15 protein-coding genes, 1 tRNA gene and 2 CRISPR repeat arrays are annotated in these 21,878 nt (G+C 41.4%); of the genes, 13 read left to right on the top strand and 3 right to left on the bottom strand.

Annotated elements, in window-relative coordinates:
* Positions 1-103 precede the first annotated feature (103 nt).
* The 12 genes from HCJ54_RS12730 to HCJ54_RS12675 all read left to right on the top strand — a co-directional run bounded on the left by HCJ54_RS12730 (position 104) and on the right by HCJ54_RS12675 (position 18,067).
* Positions 104-1,573 (top strand): glutamate synthase subunit beta, encoded by a 1,470-nt coding sequence (locus HCJ54_RS12730; protein WP_187137912.1) that lies wholly within the window; start codon positions 104-106, stop codon positions 1,571-1,573.
* Positions 1,574-2,896: 1,323 nt separating this feature from the next.
* A CRISPR array of direct repeats spans positions 2,897-3,186; the repeat unit is 29 nt; unit sequence GTTTTATCTAAGTATTGTGTAATGTAAAT.
* Positions 3,187-3,820: 634 nt separating this feature from the next.
* The gene (locus HCJ54_RS12725) at positions 3,821-4,690 is read left to right on the top strand and encodes a C40 family peptidase (RefSeq protein WP_187137911.1); all 870 of its coding nucleotides are present in this window, start codon (positions 3,821-3,823) and stop codon (positions 4,688-4,690) included.
* Between the two features lie 269 nt (positions 4,691-4,959).
* A CRISPR array of direct repeats spans positions 4,960-5,431; the repeat unit is 29 nt; unit sequence GTTTTATCTAAGTATTGTGTAATGTAAAT.
* Positions 5,432-5,671: 240 nt separating this feature from the next.
* A complete protein-coding gene (locus HCJ54_RS12720; protein ID WP_187137910.1) occupies positions 5,672-5,974 on the top strand; it encodes a carboxymuconolactone decarboxylase family protein in 303 nt (100 codons plus the stop codon).
* Position 5,975: 1 nt separating this feature from the next.
* Positions 5,976-6,554, top strand: coding sequence for a histidine phosphatase family protein (locus HCJ54_RS12715; protein ID WP_187137909.1), 579 nt, complete (start codon positions 5,976-5,978; stop codon positions 6,552-6,554).
* A 73-nt stretch (positions 6,555-6,627) separates the two neighbouring features.
* Complete coding sequence (locus HCJ54_RS12710; protein WP_185411224.1) at positions 6,628-7,611, top strand: Gfo/Idh/MocA family protein; 984 nt, start codon at positions 6,628-6,630, stop codon at positions 7,609-7,611.
* Between the two features lie 98 nt (positions 7,612-7,709).
* The gene (locus HCJ54_RS12705) at positions 7,710-8,846 is read left to right on the top strand and encodes a DEAD/DEAH box helicase (protein WP_187137908.1); all 1,137 of its coding nucleotides are present in this window, start codon (positions 7,710-7,712) and stop codon (positions 8,844-8,846) included.
* Positions 8,847-9,051: 205 nt separating this feature from the next.
* Positions 9,052-11,733, top strand: coding sequence for a sigma-54-dependent transcriptional regulator (locus HCJ54_RS12700; RefSeq protein ID WP_187137907.1), 2,682 nt, complete (start codon positions 9,052-9,054; stop codon positions 11,731-11,733).
* A gap of 166 nt (positions 11,734-11,899) precedes the next feature.
* On the top strand, positions 11,900-12,208 hold the full coding sequence (locus tag HCJ54_RS12695) for a PTS sugar transporter subunit IIB (protein ID WP_077914631.1): 309 nt from the start codon (positions 11,900-11,902) through the stop codon (positions 12,206-12,208).
* Between the two features lie 77 nt (positions 12,209-12,285).
* Positions 12,286-13,566: a PTS sugar transporter subunit IIC gene (locus HCJ54_RS12690; RefSeq protein ID WP_187137906.1), complete on the top strand. Its 1,281-nt coding sequence runs from the start codon at positions 12,286-12,288 to the stop codon at positions 13,564-13,566.
* A gap of 206 nt (positions 13,567-13,772) precedes the next feature.
* Complete coding sequence (locus HCJ54_RS12685) at positions 13,773-14,078, top strand: PTS sugar transporter subunit IIA (RefSeq protein WP_036067278.1); 306 nt, start codon at positions 13,773-13,775, stop codon at positions 14,076-14,078.
* Between the two features lie 71 nt (positions 14,079-14,149).
* On the top strand, positions 14,150-15,235 hold the full coding sequence (locus HCJ54_RS12680; protein ID WP_185411125.1) for a DUF871 domain-containing protein: 1,086 nt from the start codon (positions 14,150-14,152) through the stop codon (positions 15,233-15,235).
* Positions 15,236-15,376: 141 nt separating this feature from the next.
* A complete protein-coding gene (locus HCJ54_RS12675) occupies positions 15,377-18,067 on the top strand; it encodes a YhgE/Pip domain-containing protein (protein ID WP_187137905.1) in 2,691 nt (896 codons plus the stop codon).
* A gap of 259 nt (positions 18,068-18,326) precedes the next feature.
* On the opposite strand, the gene HCJ54_RS12670 is transcribed toward HCJ54_RS12675, so the two are convergent.
* Positions 18,327-18,400 (bottom strand) — tRNA-Arg (locus HCJ54_RS12670).
* A gap of 87 nt (positions 18,401-18,487) precedes the next feature.
* Between HCJ54_RS12670 and HCJ54_RS12665 the strand changes: the two genes are divergently transcribed.
* A complete protein-coding gene (locus HCJ54_RS12665) occupies positions 18,488-19,546 on the top strand; it encodes a hypothetical protein (protein WP_187137904.1) in 1,059 nt (352 codons plus the stop codon).
* A gap of 46 nt (positions 19,547-19,592) precedes the next feature.
* Here HCJ54_RS12665 and mreBH read toward each other — a convergent pair whose 3' ends face one another.
* Positions 19,593-20,600, bottom strand: a complete 1,008-nt coding sequence (gene mreBH / locus HCJ54_RS12660) for a rod-share determining protein MreBH (RefSeq protein WP_187137903.1) — start codon at positions 20,598-20,600, stop codon at positions 19,593-19,595.
* Between the two features lie 192 nt (positions 20,601-20,792).
* Positions 20,793-21,839 (bottom strand): rod shape-determining protein, encoded by a 1,047-nt coding sequence (gene mreB, locus HCJ54_RS12655; protein ID WP_187137902.1) that lies wholly within the window; start codon positions 21,837-21,839, stop codon positions 20,793-20,795.
* Between the last annotated feature and the right edge of the window lie 39 nt (positions 21,840-21,878).

The following is a 21,878-nucleotide window of genomic DNA, read 5'->3' as shown; positions in this document are numbered from 1 at the left end:
AACCTCAACAAGTTTTCGAAGAGCTAGCGGATGAAGCTAGACTGAGAACACTTGAAAGAGGCGCAGAGCTCAGAATAATTTCAAAATAAGGAGCTGAAAAACAATGGGAAAAGCGACAGGATTTATCGAATATGACCGAATTCCAAGCCCAGTCCGCGATCCACTAAAACGGACGCGCGACTGGAACGAATACAATTTACCGATGCCCGTAGTCGATTTACAAATACAAGCCGCGCGTTGCATGGACTGCGGCGTACCATTTTGCCACACAGGCGAAGAAATCAAAAACGGCGTGTCTGGATGCCCGCTACACAACCTGATTCCCGAGTGGAACGACGCCGTGTACCGCGGAGAATGGCGCGAAGCCTTAGATCTCCTTTTAAAAACAAATAACTTCCCAGAGTTCACCGGCCGCGTTTGTCCAGCACCATGCGAAGGCTCCTGCACAGTCGCAATCTCAGAGCCCGCAGTCGGCATTAAATCCATCGAAAAAGCGATTATCGACCGCGGCTTTGAAGAAGGCTGGATCAAAGCCCAAGCACCACAAAAACGAACCGGAAAACGCATCGCCATCATCGGCTCCGGTCCAGCAGGACTCGCGTGCGCTGACCAACTAAACAAAGCCGGCCACAACGTCACCGTTTTCGAAAAAAGCGACCGAATCGGAGGCTTGCTCATGTACGGCATCCCGACGATGAAACTCGAAAAAGACTCGATTAACCGTCGCGTCAACCTGATGGCCGAAGAAGGCGTCGAGTTCGTGACCAACATCGAAGCCGGGAAAGACATCCCAATGGCGCAACTAAAAGCCGAATACGATTCCGTCGTGCTAGCAACAGGTGCTGGAAACGCCCGCGACGTCAAGCTTCCAGGCCGCGACGCAAAAGGCATCCATTTCGCCGTTGACTACCTCACACAAAGCATCAAAGACAACCTCGACAATGGCGGCGTCCAAACCCTGTCCGCAGAAGGCAAAAACGTCATTGTGATCGGCGGCGGCGACACAGGCGCCGATTGCGTAGCCACAGCTTTGAGACAAGGCGCGAAAAGCATCTACCAATTCGGCCTACGCGACAAACTTCCAGATTTGCGAGCCATTCAAAACCCGTGGCCACAATATCCAAAAGTGTTCCAAATGGATTACGCCCACAGCGAAGCAGAAGCAGTCTACGGCGCCGATCCACGTCAATACTTAGTAAACAGTACCGAATTCATCAAAAATGAAAAAGGAGAACTCACAGGATTACGCACTATCGACGTTGACCACGTTGACGCCGAGCGAAACCTCGTTGAAGTTCCCAATTCCGAGAAGATTTGGGATGCCGACATCGTGCTAATCGCAATTGGATTCGCCGGTGCGACCCCATCCATTTTCAAAGATTTCAAAGTGGCCAAAACAAACCGCCACACCATCGAGGCCGCCAAAGGATTTTACCGTACCGACGTCGAAGGCATCTTCGCATGCGGCGACGCAAGATATGGCCAAAGCCTCGTCGTAACCGCGATCAACGAAGGACGCGAAGCCGCCCGAGAAGTCGATTTCTACCTAATGGGCGAAACATTCCTACCATAAAAAAACAAGAAGGCTCAAAAATCTGTCGACCCCCAGTAGCGCAAAAACTACCGGCGATCGACAGATTTTCTTTATCGATTGGTATGACTAGGATTAGACCGGTTTTGCAAAGAACGAGAGCAAGGTTAAGCTAACGAAAAAAACGATTTTGTTGTCGATCGACAGATTAGGGCTCTTGAGGTATGATGGGAGTAGGGCTAAAAAGGCACGGGTTTTATCTAAGTAATGTGAAATGTAAATTTTGTCACTAAGGGAGGTCCAGATTCTTCTCCCCGTTTTATCTAAGTAATGTGAAATGTAAATATAACATTCCTAATGTGGATGATTATTGACTCAAAGTTTTATCTAAGTAATGTGAAATGTAAATATAGCTGCGATGGTCGCTGTTACAGGGTTTAGCGTCGTTTTATCTAATGTGAAATGTAAATAATACTCATCTTCCGCGTCGTGTTCGGCAATAAAGCGTTTTATCTAAGTAATGCGAAATGTAAATACTTTCCATGAAGTCAATTGGTTAGATGGTTATATAGTTTTATCTAAGTAATGTGAAATGTAAATGTCGTCCCTTGCGCTGTCGCTGTTGCGCTATCGAAGTTTTATCTAAGTAATATGAAATGTAAATTATAGTGATGATGAACGTTGATATAGAGCCATTCGCGTTTTATCTAAGTAATCTGTAATGTAAATCCTATACGAGTTAGCAGAAGGTATAGCGCTACCATTAGGCTTTCTTAGCTATCGGGTTCATTCAACGTAAACCGAGAAGATACAAATGATACTATAACATACAAATAAGAATAAAATACCTATAATCTTTTTGTTGCGTTTTCCGCAAGTATTGTGTAGTCTAAGAAAGGAAGCAAAATAGCATCAATTTGGTAATCTAAATGGTGGGATAGTTATCAAAAAAATGCAAACATAGTCAAAGGTGGGATCGATATGAAAAAAGGGACGCCGGCTTGAACAGATCTATTTACAATCCTAATTTATAAAATAGTACTATTTTTCCTAGCGATCATCTCATGTATTATTTTTGTATTTTCAAGAAGAAAAGGTAAATAAAGTCATAAAAATTGGTACGAATCAATATAAAAATAATAGAATCCATAAAGGAATAAAATAGGCTCATCGAAATCTGTCGACCTCTAGTAGCGTAAAAACTACAGGAGATCGACAGATTTTGTTTAACGACTTGTATAACTGAGGTTAGGAAGGTTTTTTCGAATATTTCTACAGACTGAGACTCTAAAAATTATGGTTTTGTTGTCGATCGACAGATTAGTCTCTTTGAGGTATGATGGGAGTAGGGCTGAAATGGGTACGGGTTTTATCTAAGTATTGTGTAATGTAAATAGTGCACGGGTAATGTTTATAGCACCGAAGGGACAAGTTTTATCTAAGTATTGTGTAATGTAAATACGAAAGCGAGCCGATTCCGTCTTGGAAGTCACAGTGTTTTATCTAAGTATTGTGTAATGTAAATTCCTTCGCTTGTGTTCGTCTCTATCATATGATCGACGTTTTATCTAAGTATTATGTAATGTAAATAAGGGATTTGCCATTTTGTTTGGACGGTGGGCTCAGATTTTATCTAAGTATTGTACAATGAAAACCGGAGATAGCGATTTATAGCTATCTTCTTTTTTGTTTTATCATAATGCGAAATGTAACATACAAACTACAGAAGAGTCATATGTAGTGATCAGCCCAACAGTTTTGAGCAAAAAAATATTCCATCATATAGTAGTATTTCTTTCAATTATCATTTGATCTTAAAATCCAAATTATGGTATAATAAAATCGCGAAAGTATCTATATTATAACTATTAATAACATTAAATTACAAAATAAGGAGACTTGCTAGAAAATCGTGAGTATATACAGAATGAGAAATATTAAGAGGTGTTTCAGGTGAGAGTAAGGATATTGTGTTGCTACGTTCCGTTTGTTTTAAGCCTAATACTGTTCATCATATCAGGAATTATGGGAAACGAATGGTCTTCATTTGAAATGGTTTGGGATGCACTTGTCTCTCTAGAAGCAAGTTTGGGAAAAGGTTACATATTTGTTCTGTACGTAGGTATACCATTAATAAGTGTTTTAACATGCCTTTTTGCAAGTATCCGGTATAAGGAATACAGATGGTTGTCGTTGTTATTTTTCTTTATATCCAGTGTGATACTACTCGCACAGTTTGTAGTTTTTATGATCGGGTCATTTTATTAAACGAATGAAAGGGTTGTAATCATGAGAAAAGTTTTACGATGGATGACAATACTTCTGTGTGTTGGGATGATTTTTCCATTCACTGGAGAAGTACAAGCGCAGGACAATAAAAATGTAACAGCCGAAGAGTTATATAGTATAGGTGTGGAGAAGGGTGCGATAGATGCCCATAAATATCCTTTAAATGAATGGTTAAAGGACGAGAAAAACACATTTAAACCGACGTATGACCTGTCTGTTCAAAATGATATTTTTGAAGGCATGTCTTATGAAGCGTGGCTAGTTTTAAATAACTTTGGTGTTATGAAGGGATCTAATGAGCCGGTTGGGGGCGAAAAGAGTACCGTAACAGGAACTGGGAGGTCTGCAGCGGATAACATTGAGAAGTTCTGTGCCACGGTTAAAGCCGGTGATATTCTGATTGTATCTGAAAAAACAAGTTCAGGATTTATAGGTCACGCGGCTATCGCTAACGGAGATAATCATATTTTAGAAATGACTGGTGGAGCTAATTGGAAAAACGGCATAAAAGATAATAATAATCAGTATACAAAAAGAGAGTGGATCAATAAAAATATTAAATACTGGACAAGTGTCTACAGACTACAAAATCAGTCCCTTGCTAAAACGGTAGCAACGTATGCTGATAAAAACTATTATTCCTCAAAAGGAGCAGCAGTAAAAGATAGGCATATCGATTATAAAATTACATCCGCATTGAAAAGCACAGATCCAAACTATTGTTCAAAATTAGTTTATCAAGCCTATTATTTTGGTACGGGAAGCCTACCTGTCATGATGCCTGTTGCCTTACCAACGATTCTTCCACCAACAAATCTACTGGGAATGTTTCAAAATAGATATCTTCCACAGTTTGTAGGGAGATATTGAGAGCCAGGCAGAAGCTAATAAATGAAAAAAGAGTAAACTGTGTCCACAATGGTGCCTAAATAGAATGGATTCATTAAAATCTGTCGACCTCCAGTAGCGTAAAAACTACAGGGGATCGACAGATTTTTGTTAATGACTGGTACAACAACGATTAGGCTCTTTTCATAAAATATTTTTGTAAAATCAAGCGCTAGAAATCCCGATTTTGTCATCGGTCGACAGATTAGCCCCTTTGAGGTATGATGGGAGTAGGGCTGAAATGGGTACGGGTTTTATCTAAGTATTGTGTAATGTAAATAGCGCTTCGCTTGCTTCTGTGGCAGGTATAACACCGTTTTATCTAAGTATTGTGTAATGTAAATTCATTTTCGTCACTACTTGCGAACACTCGAAACACTGTTTTATCTAAGTATTGTGTAATGTAAATTCGTCATCACCTGCCTTTGCGGCTTTCGCATCAAGGTTTTATCTAAGTATTGTGTAATGTAAATTGTATTTTGCCAGTTGCGCATCTGTAACATCTGCGTTTTATCTAAGTATTGTGTAATGTAAATTCATTAGATAATGTAGTCGGTGGCATGAAAGCATCGTTTTATCTAAGTATTGTGTAATGAAAATGAAAATTCCCCGTTTAATTGTTCTTTGACGTTTTATCTAAGTATTGTGTAATGTAAATGCTTCTAACAGTTTCGATATCTGATAAGCAAATCTCGTTTTATCTAAGTATTGTGTAATGTAAATCTACTTGGCTGTAAGTTTGCCAATCCCTCTGAAATCGTTTTATTTAAGCAATTTATGATCCAGATATCCTCAAAACCGCGATTTTTCACAACAACAATCTTCATCAACCAAAATTCTGTCGCTCTCAGTAACTCAATCGTTACCGCAGAACGGCAGGTTTTTTTATACCTGCTCCTCGCATGAAATTTGACTTGGAGTGCACTCCAATCTTTATACTGTTAGATAAAGGAGGAGGTAGGAATGACTGCTAGTAATGTGGCACAAGATAATCAGAATTACTTATTTCCAAATCAACAAATGAAACTAAGACTGACGGCGCTAATCATGAGGCAACGTGTGAGTGAATACAAAAGGATGCTAAACAAGGCGCTTCAGATCGGCATAAAACCGGAAGAGGTGAAAGAACTTATCTATCGGGCGGCACCACATATTGGTCTAGAGCGGGTTTTCGATTTTTCGCAAATAACAAATGATATACTGGTAGCACACGGTTTACTACGAGTGAGCCAGTGCACACTTGAGAATGGATATGGGGGAAAGTAAATTGAAGAAAACACTATATTTAATGAGACATGGCCAAACATTATTTAACGTACGTAAAAAAATTCAAGGATTTTGCGATGCACCGCTGACCGAATTAGGAATCCAACAAGCTAACATCGCGAGCAGTTATTTCAAAGATAATGGTATTGTATTTACGAAAGCCTACAGCTCCACATCCGAGCGGGCTTGCGACACGCTAGAACGGATTACGAATATGGACTACACACGACTAAAAGGACTGAAAGAATGGAATTTCGGCACGTTCGAGGGTGAGAGTGAGGACTTGAACCCGCCGCTCCCATATGGCGACTTTTTCGCAGGATTTGGCGGCGAACGAGAAATGGATTTCCGCGCGCGGCTTGTCGAAACGATGGAGTCCATCATGAGCCAAGAGAATCATGACGTCGTTTTGGCAGTTTCACATGGCGCAGCTTGTGCCCAGTTCGCGCGGAATTGGGAAGCGACCAGCCAAATCGGGCCAATAAGTGGACTCAAAAACTGTTGTATTTTGAAATTTGAATATGAAAATAGTGCATTTACATTAGTGGACTTTATAAATCACGATTTTGCAAACGCCTAACCAATCTCTTCGCAAATTTTCCGGTTTTCCGCTATACTAAAGAGGAGAACATATGAGGAAGGGAAGTTTTGTGATGAAGCTTGGTATTATGGGAACGAATTGGATTACAGACGCATTTGTAGAAGGCGCGATTAACTCGGGAGATTGGGAGCTTTCAGCGGTTTATTCTCGCACACTCGAAAAAGCATATGCCTTTGGTGAGAAATATAAAGTGGAAAACTATTTTGATGATATTGAATTGATGGCGGCATCGGATGTTGTAGACGCGGTTTATATTGCTTCGCCAAACGCGATGCATTACGAACATGCCCTACATTTCTTGCGTCACAAAAAACATGTCATCGTCGAAAAACCGATTTTCTCGACGGTTGCAGAATTAGAAGATGCGCATAAAATAGCAAAAGAAAATGGCGTTTTTCTTTTCGAAGCGGCGCGTCATATTCAAGAACCAAACTTCAAGATTCTCCAAGATAGCATCCAAAAAGTAGGGAAACTGCACGGTGCGACGCTTGCTTATATGAATTATTCGTCGCGTTACGATAACGTGCTTGCAGGCGAAGAACCGAACATTTTCTCACTCCAATTTTCAGGTGGTTCGCTCGTGGACTTAGGTGTCTATCCGATGTACACGGCGGTTGCGCTGTTCGGAGTTCCTGAAAAAGCGACTTATTTTGCGACGAAATTGCGGACAGGCGTCGATGGTGGCGGTCCGGTTATTTTTGAATATCCAGACTTTACGGTGACAATTTTGCAAGCGAAGATGTCTCAATCTTTCTTACCAAGTGAAATATATGGCGAAAAAGGTACGCTTGTCGTCGACCCGTTGACCGGCATCCAAAGCATTCAATACGCCGATAACCACACGAAAGAAATAGAGGAGCTCGCGATGTCAACGATTCCAAACGACATGGAATTCGAAGCGACCGAGTTTGCCAGAATCATCACCGAAAAGGACACATTGGCGTACGAGGACTTAGAAGATCTAAGTAAAGCTGTACTCCAAATTTCGAATGACCTGCGCCATCAAAATGGTATTTGGTATAAAGTCGAAAAATAATAATTTGAAACCAGATGATGCGAATTGTCTGGTTTTGTTGATTCTGCGAAAACATGGTATGATGGTACTAGCTAATTTAGAGGAAAAAGGAGTTTACTATGAATATAAATGAAGTACCTGAAATCTGGGCCGAGCAGTGGAAAGCCCATAACTATGAAGCGATGACGGAGATTCAGCAGCAGTTATATACGCCGATTAAAGAGGGCCAAGACGTGATCGCGGTTTCGCCAACGGGAACGGGAAAAACGGTCGCATACACATTGCCGGCTATTGAGAAATTGGAAGTAAAACCACATACGCAATGGCTTATTTTAGCACCTTCGCATGAACTCGTGATGCAGATCGCCGATGTGGTACGTTCGTGGTTACCGGCTGGACTGAAAGTAGTCGGGATCATCGGTAGCGCCAACATCAAGCGCCAAATCGACAACCTCAAAAAGAAACCACAAGTCATTGTGGGGTCACCTGGTCGTGTTTTGGAGCTGATTAAACAGAAGAAAATCAAGATGCATGAAGTGAAAATGATTACGCTGGATGAATGTGACCAGTTGCTCATTCGTGAAAATGTTCCGACTGTGCTTGAGATTGTGAACAGCGCCATGCGTGATCGTCAATTAGTGATGGCTTCAGCGACGAAATTGGACGATCCGATGATGTTTTACCGCAACAGTGAGATCGAGCCAGTCATGATTGAAGCGAAGGCTGAGGAAAGCAACGCCAATGTGAACCATCTTTACATGGATGTGGAGCAGCCGCGTGATAAAGCGATTTTACTGCGCCGGATATCTAATGTAGAAGGAATGCATGCGCTTGTTTTCGTGAAGGACAAGGTTCGGATGGACATCATTTTGGAGAAACTGCAATATGATGGTGTTGCAGCAGCTGGAATACACGGAGAAGTGGACAAAGAAAAGCGTAAAAAATACTTAGCGGCCTTCAAAAAAGCAGAATTGACGTACTTGATTGTTACCGATGTCGCCGCGCGCGGTTTGGACATTCCAGATTTACCGTTCGTCATCCACTGTGACGTGGCGATGGACGCGAAACAATACACACATCGCTCGGGGCGTACCGGCCGAATGGGTAAAGCAGGAACCGTCGTCTCATTTGCTAACGAGCGCGAAGCCCGCACACTGCGCCAATATTTGAAAGAACTGAACAAAGATCCGATTAAAGTTCGCTATTACGAAGGTGTTTTGACGGATGATTTTGAAACTAAGGCTAAACGTAAATAAAAAGAAACCCATGGAACCGAGTTTGCCAATGTGATGCGCTTTGTTTCATGGTTTTTTTGCTTATAATACCATTCATGAAGCTTCTTTCCTGAAACTGCAAATGTGGCAGTATATTTTACAAGCTATTGATTTTTTAGTTTGCCGAATCACCCTGATTACAGGTATAATGAGAAGTATAGAGCTTTTTAGTAAGGAGTCGGAACGCATGCTTAGTAGAAAAGATGAAGTTTTTAAGCTTCTTAATAGTGTGAATGGTAAGTTGACAGCAAATGATGTTGCTGAAAAATTACAAATGGATCGTGCTAATGCAAGTCGTTATTTAAATGAGCTTTTTAAAGAAGAGCAGATCGAAAAACTTCCTGGCAAGCCGGTTCTTTATCAAGCGTTTACAGAAGCGGACGTAAAGTCGGGGATTGGGGGGACTCACTCCGCTTTTGATCGTTTAATTGGTTCTGCGCAAAGTTTGAAAGTAAGTATTCAACAAGCGAAAGCGGCTATTCTTTATCCGCCAAATGGTTTACATACACTGATTCTTGGGAAAACAGGTACAGGGAAGTCCTTATTTGCAGAATGCATGTATAAGTTTGCTCGGGAATCCGAGATGGTGGGCAAAAAAGCGCCGTTTGTATCATTTAACTGTGCGGACTATGCGCAAAATCCACAACTGCTTTTTGGTCACATTTTTGGGGTGATTAAAGGGGCTTATACCGGCGCGGAGCAAACACGTGAGGGCTTGCTTGCTAAGGCAGATGGCGGAATTTTATTCTTAGATGAGATTCACCGCTTACCACCGGAAGGCCAGGAAATGCTATTTACGTTTATCGATAAAGGCGAATATCGGCCGCTCGGGGAAAGTCAGGCAGTGCATACCGCGCAAGTACAAATCATTGGAGCAACGACGGAATCGCCAGACAATTTCTTGTTGGAAACTTTTACAAGGCGGATTCCAATGACGATCACGTTACCGCCACTCGCGGAACGGCAGTTAGAAGAACGCTACCAGTTAATCGAGTTTTTCTTAGGGCAAGAAGCGACGCGGTTGCACCAAACGATTCGAGTGCATCGTCAGGCGTTGATGGCATTTTTACTCTATCATGCTAGCGCCAATGTTGGTCAGCTACAACGCGATTTGAAACTGGCTTGTGCGAAGGCATTTTTGCATTATAAGACGAAGGCAACGAACTACATTTTAATTGAGCAGGATGATTTGCCGATCTATGTGCAAAAAGGTTTGCTTCATTTGAAAGACGAGCCGGAGAAGATGAACCGGTTGATTGATGTGAACAAGACGATTTTTAAATTTTATGATACGAGTGAAGCGAATGATATCGCGATTGAAGATGTGGATGATGTGTACCAAGCGATTCAGACGAAGGCCGATCAGCTGATGAAAGAGGGAAAAGATCAGTCGGAGCTTGAGGAAGCGCTCTACATGGATGTTGATCAATATTTTCACGAATATATGGGACAACTTCCAACGCAACAATCGGCCAAGGACATTATTGGTCCTGAGGTGTGGGAGCTCACCGATCAAGTTTATCATTTGGCCGAGGAACGACTAGACCGTAAATACAATGAAAAAATGCGATTCGCGTTTGCACTTCATTTACAGAGCACGATTGAGCGGATTCGAGAACAAAAACATATTGTCCATCCTGATTTGAATAATATCCGTAAGAAATACTCGAAGGAATTCCAGGCTGCGATTGATATTTCGGGATTACTTGAACAAGCCCTAGGCATCGAGATTCCCTTTGATGAAATTGGTTTTTTGACGATGTTCTTAACAGAAGAGGTCGTGGAATCGATTTTTACACAGGAGGCGCAAGTCGAGGTCATCGTGATGATGCATGGCCGATCTACTGCCACGAGTATGGTCGAAACGGTGCAGGAACTTCTGAATATCGAAACAGGCACCGCGATGGATATGCCGCTATCGATGGAAGTAAAAGTGATGTACGAGAAAGTAAAGGCAAAAGTGAAGCAACTAAATCCGACGAAAGGCGTCCTCATTTTATCAGATATGGGTTCGCTGACATCGTTTGGGAATATGATGACCGAAGAACTTGGGATTCGCACGAAGACGGTCAGCATGACGAGCACACCAGTTGTGCTTGAAGCGATCCGCAAAGCCTCACTTGGACGTGGGCTCGAAGATATCTATCAGAGCTGCCAACAACTTTTTGAAAATAAATATAAGGCGCAAATTTTGCGAACAAAACCGACGAAGAATGCCGTTATCTTTACTTGTTTTACAGGAGAAGGCGTTGCAGAGCAATTACGAGCCCGCGTGGCGCCAGTGATTGATGAATCGAAAGTCGAAATCATTGTTTTGCAGTTTTTGCATAAAGAAGCTTTCCGCGAACGCATCGACCAATTGATGGAGGAATACAACATCTTGGCGATCATGGGTTCCGTTGCGTTCCAATATCGCGATATTCCGTATTTTAGCGCGTTGGAAGTATTTTCTGATGGCGGCTTGGACATTGTGAAACGCATTATCAACGATGAAGTTCCGTACGAACAACTGATTTCTTCATTAGAAGGCAACCTAAAAGAGGTGGATTCCCCAGAACAACTCGTGTACTTCTTGCGCAAAATCATTTCGGAATTACAAGTCCAAATGAACTTAGTGCTCGAACCGGGTGTTGATATCGGCATCATCTTACATTTAGCGTTTCTGGTGGAGCGAATGAAGCTCGGTGGCGTGGATCGTGAATTCCCGAATATTGATGAATTCACGAAGAAACACATGATTGAAATGCAGATTACCCAACAGATGATGGAAAATATAAATATTGAGTATAATATTATTGTCCCTCAGTCAGAAATCGCTTATTTGACGCAAATGATGACGGCGAACAAAGTGATCACAAAAGAACAGTGACGCAACAAGAGCAAGTGTGTACATATTTTACACACTTGCTCTTTGTGCATGTGTAAGCAACAAAACCGCGATTTGACGCATTTTCTGCCTAATTTAAAGTTGGCACGGAACTTGCATTTATAGATAGTGAGGTTTAAGAAATAGCGTTTAGGGAGGATGAATCGAAGTGAAAACAATCATGTTAGTTTGTTCCGCGGGAATGTCAACCAGTTTACTCGTCACAAAAATGGAGAAGGCGGCCGAGGATAGGAATCTCGAAGCTACGATTTTTGCAGTATCTGAAGCGGAGGCGCCAGATAATATTGACAAGATCGACGTCTTATTACTTGGGCCACAAGTGAGGTTTTTAGAAAGCAAGTTCAAGAAAAAACTAGAGCCGTTTGGAAAACCAGTTGCAGTCATCAACAGTATTGATTATGGTATGATGAACGGTGGCAAAGTATTAGATCAAGCTTTACAATTACTTGGGGAATAAGCGGTACATCGTGACTGCTTAAATATAGGAGGGGACGATTGTCTCATCCAAATTAAAAATTATTGGGGGAATTACAAATGAATGGTTTTATCGCATTTATGGAAAAATATTTTATTCCGTATGCAGCCAAAGTTGGAGGGCAGCGCCACTTAGTCGCTATCCGTGATGGTTTCATCTCAACTATGCCATTAATGATCTTGGGGTCATTAGGGACATTGATCAACAACTTACCAATCCAAGCTTACCAAGACTTTATGAATAATTTATTCGGGGAAGCACTTTGGAAATCTTTTGGGGGAAATATTTGGAACGGTACTTTCGCGATTCTAGCACTTTTAACTGCTTTTACCGTAGCGTACAATTTAGCGAAATCGTATGATAAAGATGCTTTATCAAGCGGTGTTGTATCTGTTTCTTCTTTCTTTGCCATTGGTGGTTTGACTGGGCTTAGCTCATCAGGACTATTTTTAGCACTACTTGTTGCACTTATTTCAACAGAATTATTCACACGTTTAAGTGGCAATCAAAAACTTATCATCAAAATGCCAGACGGTGTTCCGCCTGCAGTATCTAGATCTTTCGCAGCACTTTTCCCAGCGATGATCACAGTGAGTATTTTCGCGATGTTTACAACGATCCTTTTCGGACTTGGTGTAAAAGATATCGTTGGCGAGTTCTACAAACTAATTCAAGAACCATTCATGGGTCTTGCTAATACTTTACCAGCAGCATTGTTACTTGCTTTCATTTCTTCATTCCTATGGTTCTTCGGACTTCACGGTGCGAATATTATCGAGCCATTCATGCAAACGATCAACGTGGATGCAATCGCTAAAAACGTTGAAGCATTAAAATTAGGACTAGACGCTCCTTATATCGTTAACAAACCTTTCTTTGACTCTTTCGTCAACTTAGGCGGAACTGGTGCAACAATCGCGATTATTATTTCGGTATTCCTATTCGGCCGCCGACATAAACAATACGTGACAGTATCAGGACTAGCCTCAGCTCCTGGACTATTCAACATCAACGAACCATTAATGTTTGGTCTACCGATTGTGTTAAATCCAATCCTATTCGTACCTTACATTTTGGCTCCACTAGTGCTGGTTACAATCGCTTATTTTGCAACATCACTAGGCTTGGTTCCAGCAGCAACAATCGTAACACCATGGACTACACCGCCGATCATTGGCGGGGTATTAGCAACACAAAGCTGGACAGGTGGGGTACTAGCCGCGGTCAATATCGCCGTTGCCGTACTAATTTATGCACCATTCATTAAAGTAGCAGAAATCCAAGAAATCCGTCGCGAAAAAGCAGCAGCGGCCGGAGAAGAAACAAAAGACAACTTTTAATATGAAGTGCTGACAACGCCCGTTAGCTTCGACAGAAATTGTTAGAGGGCGCAGAAAAAGCCTTCCTTTGGCTTTTGCGGAGGTCACGAAATTTCCGAGAAGCTGGCGTTAGGAAGCTAGACACCGAACAAGACACTTCGATAAATGCATGAAGAAAGTAACATTTCTTAGAAGATCAATAATAATACTCGAGGATGTGGAACTAAATGGAAGAATTAGAACTAACAATTATGAATCTAATCATGTTTGGTGGCAACGCGAAAAGTGATGCAATGCTAGCGATCGACGCAGCCAAAAAAGGTGACTTTGCTTTAGCGGATGAACAAATCCAAAAAGCAGAACAATCTTTACTTGAAGCGCATCATTCACAAACAAAACTAATTCAAGGCGAAGCTCGTGGTGAGAAAACAGAAGTATCATTACTTCTAGTTCACGCACAAGATCACTTGATGAACGCTATTACGTTTAAAGATTTAGCGATCGAAATTGTAGAATTATACCGCGTTAAATAAGTATCAAAACAGGGGTGAGGAATTTTCCTCGCCCCTGTTTTAAATACATTTAGAGAGGAAGTTTACTTATTATGAGAAAATTAGGTATTTCAGTATTTCCACAACACGCACCACTGGAGGATTCTTTAAACTACATCGAGACAGCCGCCAAATATGGTTTTAGCCGTATTTTCACGTGTTTGATCTCCGCTAATGACGAGGCTGAGTTCGCGAAACTAGAAACGATTTGCCAAACAGCGAACAAATTAGGTTATGAAGTTATTGCCGACGTTGATCCTGGAGTTTTCGCTTCACTTAATTTGACATATCAAGACTTAGGTCGTTTTAAAGAGTTGGGCTTGTCCGGTCTGCGTTTAGATTTAGGATTTTCTGGTTCTGAAGAGGCCGCAATGTCTTTTGATGATAATGATTTGCAAATTGAACTAAACATCTCGAACGGAACGAAATATGTGGATAATATCCTTTCTTATCAGGCGAATGTGTCTAATATCATCGGGTGCCATAACTTCTATCCACGTCGTTATACAGCGCTTTCTCGCGAACATTTCCTTCGTACAAGCGAGCAATTTAAAAAATATAATTTGCGTACAGCGGCTTTCGTTTCTTCTAATGTTGGTAAATTCGGCCCATGGTTTGTAGTAGATGGTGGTCTTCCAACGCTCGAAGAACATCGCGGTATGCCAATCACTGTGCAAGCGAAAGACCTTTGGAATACAGGGTTGATCGACGACGTTATCATTGGTAATATGTATGCGTCAGAAGAAGAATTAAAAGCATTGGGTGAACTAAATCGTAACGAATTAGAGCTTGCTGTGACATTCCTTGATGGCGCAACAGCTGTGGAAAAAGAAATCGTAACGACACAAAAACACTTCAACCGCGGTGACGCATCCGAATATGTTTTACGTTCCACAATGACGCGTGTCAACTTCAAACAACATGATTTTCCAGCACATGATACAGACACAATCGAACTTGGCGATGTGACAATCGACAACAACGGTTACGAGCGTTATAAAGGCGAAATGCAAGTAGCACTACGCGAAATGGAGAACTCAGGAAACACGAATATCGTTGGCCGAGTGATTCCAGAAGAGCGCTACTTACTAAAAACCATCCAACCGTGGCAACATTTCCGTTTAAAAGAAGATAAATAAATACCAATAAATACAAGCCAGGCGCTGTAAAAGTGTCTTGGCTTGTATTTTTTTATACCAGGTGTGTTTTTCTTCTCGTTTGCAGTGGCTTTCCTCAGCCTGTATAATCGAACGTGAGGAAATACATAAGGGGTGTGAAGAATGAAGAAAATTTGGGGTATTTTTATACTCGATTGGCGTAGACTTTTTAAAGCGCCAATTGCTTTGATGCTAGTGCTCGCGCTAGTCATTTTGCCATCTCTATACGCGTGGTTCAACATCGAAGCGCTTTGGGATCCATATTCTAACACATCAGGCATTAAAGTGGCGGTCGTCATTCAAGATAAGGGCTCCGAAATTACAGTACCCGGCAAAAAACCACAAAAAATCAATGTTGGTACGCAACTGAAAGATCAGCTAAAGAAAAATGATTCGCTTGGCTGGACGTTCACAAACGAGGATGATGCAAAAGAAGGTGTGAAAAAAGGCGATTACTATGCTGCTATTTTTATTCCTGCTGATTTTTCTAAAGATATTGTCTCAGTTGTCGGTGGGGACCCAACGAAGCCAACGATTAATTACACTGTCAATGAGAAAATCAACGCGATTGCACCGAAAATTACCGATAAAGGCGCGTCCACAATTGTTGATCAAATCAGCTCGGAGTTTGTTGATAAGGTCAGTAGTTCGGTGCTTTCTGAGCTCAACCAAGCTGGGATTGATCTTGAAAAGGAACTTCCAACTTTGCGCCATATGAAAGATAAAGTTTTCCAAGTGAAACAGAGCATGCCACAGATTAAAGAAATGGGCAAGCAAGCTGTTATTTTGGAAAGGAAATTACCAGATCTGCGTGAAAAGGCGAACCAAGTAAGCGAACTAAACAAGAATATGCCACAAATTAACGCGGCGGCAGGTGACTTGCTCCGAATCGAATCGCAATTGCCACAACTCGATAAACTAGGAGAAGACATCTTAGTACTTCAACAAAAAATCCCTGAAATAGAGCAAATCGCCGCAGATGTGAAAACAGTCGATGAAAACTTTGGAACGATCCAAAAAACGGTGGGTGATGCATTGGCAGAATCGACAAAGGCGCTCGGTATTATTGCAGAGGCTGAAAAAGCACTACCAACTGTGAAAGAAATTGCGGATGACGGCTCGAAATATGCTGATAAAGTCGCAGATTTCACTAAACAGGTAGACAAGTCTTTTCAAACGGTGGCACCAGCTATCAAGCAAAACCTGATTTTGTTACAACAAGTCACGAACAATGTCTATGAACTGACCGAACAGCTCAAAAACGGGAGTATTGACCCAGATAAAGTTGGGGATGTCATTGATCAAATAAACCATCAGCTGACAAGCGCAAATAGCATGCTGACCAAACAAATTGAATTGCTGACATCCTTAAATGAAACACTTCCAAACAAGCCGCTAACAGGCTTTATCGACGATCTGAAAGCAATGCAACAAGATTTGAGAGCACAACAACAAACGCTTGCGCAAATACAACAAATCATCGAAGAGGGCAAAGAACCAAGCCAAGCGCTACTCGACAAGTTAAACGCTGAATCAAAAAAAGTGCGTGATGATTTAACGGCAGTGATTGACGCATACGACTCGAAGATTGTGCCGGCAATTAACGCCGCGCTGAAAGAAATAAGGTCAGATCTCGCTAAAAGCAGTACTCTACTGAGCGGCGCTAAAAATAAGCTTCCAGATATTACAGCCATTCTTCAAAATGCGAATCAAACACTCACAACAAGCCAAAGGTACCTTCGAGAATTCCAAAAACGGCTACCAGAGTTGCGACAAACGTTAACTGATGCGACTGCGTTTATCAATACGAAGTTAGACACAGTCATTGCTGGTATCAATACTGCTGCGGACTTTTATAAATCTGATTATCCAGATGTCAAAGCGAAAATTCATAAAGCTGGCGATTTTATACGTGAAGATTTGCCGACCTTAGAATCAGAAATAGCCAACGCAGCTCAACTAATCCAGAAAAAATTTCCTGAATTTGAAAAAGCAGTCAAAACCGCGGCAAACCTGTCGAGAGAGGAACTGCCACAATTCGAGGAAGCAATCAATAAAGCGGCATCAAAGATTACGGAATTCGATCAAAACTATGATATGAAGCAAATCATTGCCTTTCTTAGAAATGATGTTGCCAAAGATAGTGACTTTATCGCCCATCCTATCCAGCTAAAAGAGACGAAGGACTATCCGATCCCAAACTACGGATCTGCGAGTTCTCCGTTTTACACGGCGCTATGTTTGTGGGTAGGAGCCTTGCTACTCATTTCGCTACTACGAGTAGACGTTGAGGTACCACGAGGTATCTTTAATCACCACCACGTTTATTTTGGTAGACTGCTGACCTTTTTATCGATTGGCTTAGCTCAGGCGCTTATTGTCACACTCGGGAATATTTTCTTACTCGGCGTATCGATTGCAAGTCCAATCTACCATGTCCTTTTCAGCATGTTTATCAGCGTTATTTTCATGATTATCGTTTACACACTTGTATCTTTATTCAACAACGTCGGAAAAGGCATTGCGATCATCCTACTCGTTCTACAAATCTCAGGAGCTGGTGGGAATTTCCCAATTCAAGTATCGCCACCGTTTTTCCAAGCAATCTACCCATTCTTACCATTCACATACGCGGTTGGGCTGATTCGCGAAAGCGTCGGCGGCATCTACTGGCCAAATGCTATCCATGATATTATCCTTCTCACCGTTTTCGGCATTATTTTCATCCTTCTAGGACTACTACTCAAAAAGCCATTAGAAAAAATCATCCCAGGACTATCAGCTAAAGCTAAAAAAAGCAAATTAATTCACTAATACACGCATAAAAAAGGATCTGGCATCAAAACCAGATCCTTTTCGGCATTAAAAAACGATGAAAGTAATAGTAAAGAAATCATTTCGTAACATTATAGTAAAAAAAGACGATTTAGGCTTTATTTTTGACACAAAAAAAGCTATAATGAAATAGTACATAAGAAGAGGGTAGTTATTCATTGTACTTTCGTATCAAATATAGTAAGATTGTTATCAATTATAGATGTTTCGGATGATACAAGTTTCTATTTTTAAAGAATGTCCTGAGAGGGAATCGAACCCACGACCTACAGCTTAGGAGGCTGTCGCTCTATCCTACTGAGCTATCAGGACATGATTTATATCAGCTTTATCATTCTAACATAAAACAGAGGCGGGGAGCAATCTGTTTGCAAAAATCAGAAGAGAGGAAGGAATGGATTGAAGAAATTTATAACAGTATTGGCAGGAATATTATTTCTAATTGGTTTAACAGCATGTGGTAAAGAAGGCATAGACAAAGTTCTCAGCGATAATTCATTAACTGTTATCCAGAACGTCAAGACAGATCTAAAAGACTATAATTTAGCTTACGTGAAGGATAATGAGGACACAACAGGGGTGCTTGAGTACTATAAAGATACGAATGGAAAAGATGTTTCGAATATACAGTTGGACTCCGCGCTAAAAAAGAAAGATAATAAGGTCAAAATTAACCTAATGAATGGCTTAAATGGCTTGATTGCAATGGTCGAGATTAATGATAAAACACTCGCAAGCGAAGTCACGGATCTTATTTTGGAGGACAATAATAAAGAAGCAGACGAGGCTATCAGTGTCTCTTTATCCAATAAAAGTAAAACGGAGAATGGCAAAACAGTAGCCATTGTTGAAATACCATCGCTTGACCCGACAACTGCCAAAGGGCTAAAAAGCATCCAGCTACAGAGTAAAGACGGCAAATCGATTTATAAAAATGGCTTACTATCTGAAAAAATAAAAGCCCAAGCGAGCTCTGAACGCGCGAAAGCAAATAACTTCTTTCCAGCAGTGAATAAATATATTGCCGATAAGAAATGGAAAGTAGTGAGTAGCGCAACACAGAAAAAAGGCGGTTACTCCGCTATTTTACGCGATGAGCAAGGTAAATACCGCCTAGCTGAATTCACCTATCCTGATAATAAATTGGCAGTTAAAGAAACAGATAAGAACACCAATCCGCAACAAGATAATGAGGTGCTACTACTTCAACTCCAAGGAGATAAGAGCCAATATATTGGTATTGTCGCAGAGATTGAAACAATTATCAGAAGTGGGGCATCAGTTGTTCTAAAATCTACAGATGGGAAGGAATACAAGCAATCCTTGCACACAGGGTATAACGATAAGAATGCGCTTATTCAACTCACGAAGAAAACCGATATGAAGATGGAGGACATTGCTTCTGTCACGATTCAAGATGAGAAGGGGCAACTTCTCTACAGCATGGAATTAAAATAAGCACAAAAAAACTAGGAATCTGCGGAAACCTAGTTTTTTTGTGCTTTCAATTTATTTTTTTGGATAGCTTATCAATGTACTCAAGAGATAGCCCTGTTCCAATTGCGACGGATTCTAGCGGACTCGGTGCCATATGTACAGGGACGTCTATTTGTTTGACGAGCCATTCTTGGAAACCGTGTAAGAGGGAACCGCCACCAGTTAAAACGATACCACGATCTACGATATCGCCACTTAGTTCCGCAGGGCATTGCTCGAGTGTCATTCGTATAGCTTCTAAAATCCGATTTAATGTTTCTTCTAATGCTTTTTGGATTTCAGTGGATGTGATGGTGAGTGTTTTTGGTAGGCCAGTCAAAAGATCACGACCACGCACGTCCATTGTTTGTTCTGTATGTGGAATTGGCGCATAGCCAAGCTCCATTTTAATACGTTCGGCAGTTGCTTCACCGACGAGAAGATTGTAATTTTTACGAATATGTTGAATGATTTCTTCATCGATATGATCGCCACCAGTTCTAACAGATGTGCTGGATACGATGCCTCCGTAAGAGATGATGGCGATTTCACTGGTCCCACCGCCGATATCGACAATTACATTTGCAATTGGTTCATCGACAGGCAAATCCGCACCGATAGCTGCTGCGACAGGTTCTTCAATTAGGGAAACAGATTTTGCGCCCATCATTTTTACCGCATCTATAATGGCGCGGCGTTCTACGGAAGTTGCTCCTGTAGGTGCGCATACGACAACGTCAGGTCTTTTAACCGAATTTCCAACAGCGGTAGTGATACGACGCATAATTTCGCGCAATAGACCAGCTGTGACATCAAAATCAGCAATGACACCATCTTTAAGCGGTCGAACCGCAATAATATTCGTAGGTGTTTTCCCGATCATTTCTTTTGCTTCGTGGCCAATGGCAAGCACGGACTTGGTGTCAACATCCATGGCAACTACAGAAGGTTCGCTCAAAATGATTCCTTTAGATTTGCTATACACAAGGATGTTCGCAGTACCTAAATCGATACCAATAGTAGTATTTCCAAACATTTTTTTACCCTCCATATTTCCTTTTTCATGCTTTTTATCGGCACAGTTTCTAGTATAAAGTAGTTTTGGATATAAGCGAAGTGTATAAAGATAATGATATAAAAAGGTAATATAGGAATCGCGTGGGAATAGGATTCAGCCATAAACTCGTAAATAATGTGCAATGAACTTAATACAACTCCAGAATTTTACTCAAGAGAAAAATGGTAAGTTCAGGCGTGGTGTTGTAAGCTCAAGGTCACCAGAAATCGCGCGTTGGCTATACAAATGAATTTTTCCAGTGCCAATGGCTATTGACTCAAAGGGGTTCGGATCCATAATTACTGGAAAGTCGACTTGATTTGTGAGCCATTCCTTGAAGCCGTTTAATAAAGAACCGCCACCTGTCAAAATAATACCTTGATCCATAATATCGCCACTGAGTTCGGCAGGGGATTGTTCCACCATCGCATGGATAGTTTTCACGATTTTTGCTAAAAACTCTGTAAATAATGGCTGAATTTCAATGGAAGATATTTTCGTGATTTCGGGTAGGCCAGTTAATAGAGAACGACCGCGTACTTCCATGTTTTTGAGCACATGTGGCACTGGTGCAAAGCCGAGTTCGATCTTAATTTTTTCAGCGGTGAGGTTGCCAATCAACAGATTATGTGATTCGCGTAAATATTGAATAATTTCAGCATCGAGTGAGTTACCAGCAGAGCGGACAGACATATTGGCGAGCACGCCGCGATAAGAAACGATCGAGATTTCTGTTGCTCCAGCTCCGATGTTTACGATCATATTGGAGATCGGTTCATTGATGGGCAAGCCCGCACCAATCGCAGCAGCAACAGGAGCTTCCACAATCGTCACAATTTTTATTCCAGTTGCGAGGATAGCGTCGCGGATAATATTGCGTTCCACGATTGTAGCGCCTGCGGGAACGTTCACACTCGCCGCCGTTTTACGAATAGGTACATTTGTTATGTTTGTAACACGATCTAGAATGCTTTCTAGCAATCTCACTGTATTATCAAAGTCAGCGATGACACCGTCTTTTAATGGTTTGATAGCAGTTAAAGTTGTAGGTGTTTTTCCGTACATTTGTTTTGCCTCGGTACCAACTGTATAGACTTCATTTGTTTTTGCGTCTAACACAACAACGGCGGGTTCATTAAACATGATTCCTCGCAATTCATTGTAAACAACAATGTTCGCTGTCCCTAGATCGATTCCAATCGAAGAATGACTAAACATAAGCACACACCTTACTTTCCTTTCAAATTTTAAAAACAG

It is taken from the genome of Listeria grandensis (assembly GCF_014322885.1).
Lineage (GTDB): Bacteria > Bacillota > Bacilli > Lactobacillales > Listeriaceae > Listeria_A > Listeria_A grandensis.
Note: the sequence above shows the minus strand (reverse complement) of the source record. Positions and strands in the feature narration are given on the sequence as shown.

What these genes read in the sequence shown, in the direction of transcription:
- HCJ54_RS12730 (WP_187137912.1), top strand. Translation starts at nt 104, where the DNA reads ATGGGAAAAGCGACAGGATTTATCGAATATGACCGAATTCCAAGCCCA.
- HCJ54_RS12725 (WP_187137911.1), top strand. Translation starts at nt 3,821, where the DNA reads ATGAGAAAAGTTTTACGATGGATGACAATACTTCTGTGTGTTGGGATG.
- HCJ54_RS12720 (WP_187137910.1), top strand. Translation starts at nt 5,672, where the DNA reads ATGACTGCTAGTAATGTGGCACAAGATAATCAGAATTACTTATTTCCA.
- HCJ54_RS12710 (WP_185411224.1), top strand. Translation starts at nt 6,628, where the DNA reads ATGAAGCTTGGTATTATGGGAACGAATTGGATTACAGACGCATTTGTA.
- HCJ54_RS12705 (WP_187137908.1), top strand. Translation starts at nt 7,710, where the DNA reads ATGAATATAAATGAAGTACCTGAAATCTGGGCCGAGCAGTGGAAAGCC.
- HCJ54_RS12700 (WP_187137907.1), top strand. Translation starts at nt 9,052, where the DNA reads ATGCTTAGTAGAAAAGATGAAGTTTTTAAGCTTCTTAATAGTGTGAAT.
- HCJ54_RS12690 (WP_187137906.1), top strand. Translation starts at nt 12,286, where the DNA reads ATGAATGGTTTTATCGCATTTATGGAAAAATATTTTATTCCGTATGCA.
- HCJ54_RS12685 (WP_036067278.1), top strand. Translation starts at nt 13,773, where the DNA reads ATGGAAGAATTAGAACTAACAATTATGAATCTAATCATGTTTGGTGGC.
- HCJ54_RS12680 (WP_185411125.1), top strand. Translation starts at nt 14,150, where the DNA reads ATGAGAAAATTAGGTATTTCAGTATTTCCACAACACGCACCACTGGAG.
- HCJ54_RS12675 (WP_187137905.1), top strand. Translation starts at nt 15,377, where the DNA reads ATGAAGAAAATTTGGGGTATTTTTATACTCGATTGGCGTAGACTTTTT.
- mreBH (WP_187137903.1), bottom strand. Translation starts at nt 20,600, where the DNA reads ATGTTTGGAAATACTACTATTGGTATCGATTTAGGTACTGCGAACATC.
- mreB (WP_187137902.1), bottom strand. Translation starts at nt 21,839, where the DNA reads ATGTTTAGTCATTCTTCGATTGGAATCGATCTAGGGACAGCGAACATT.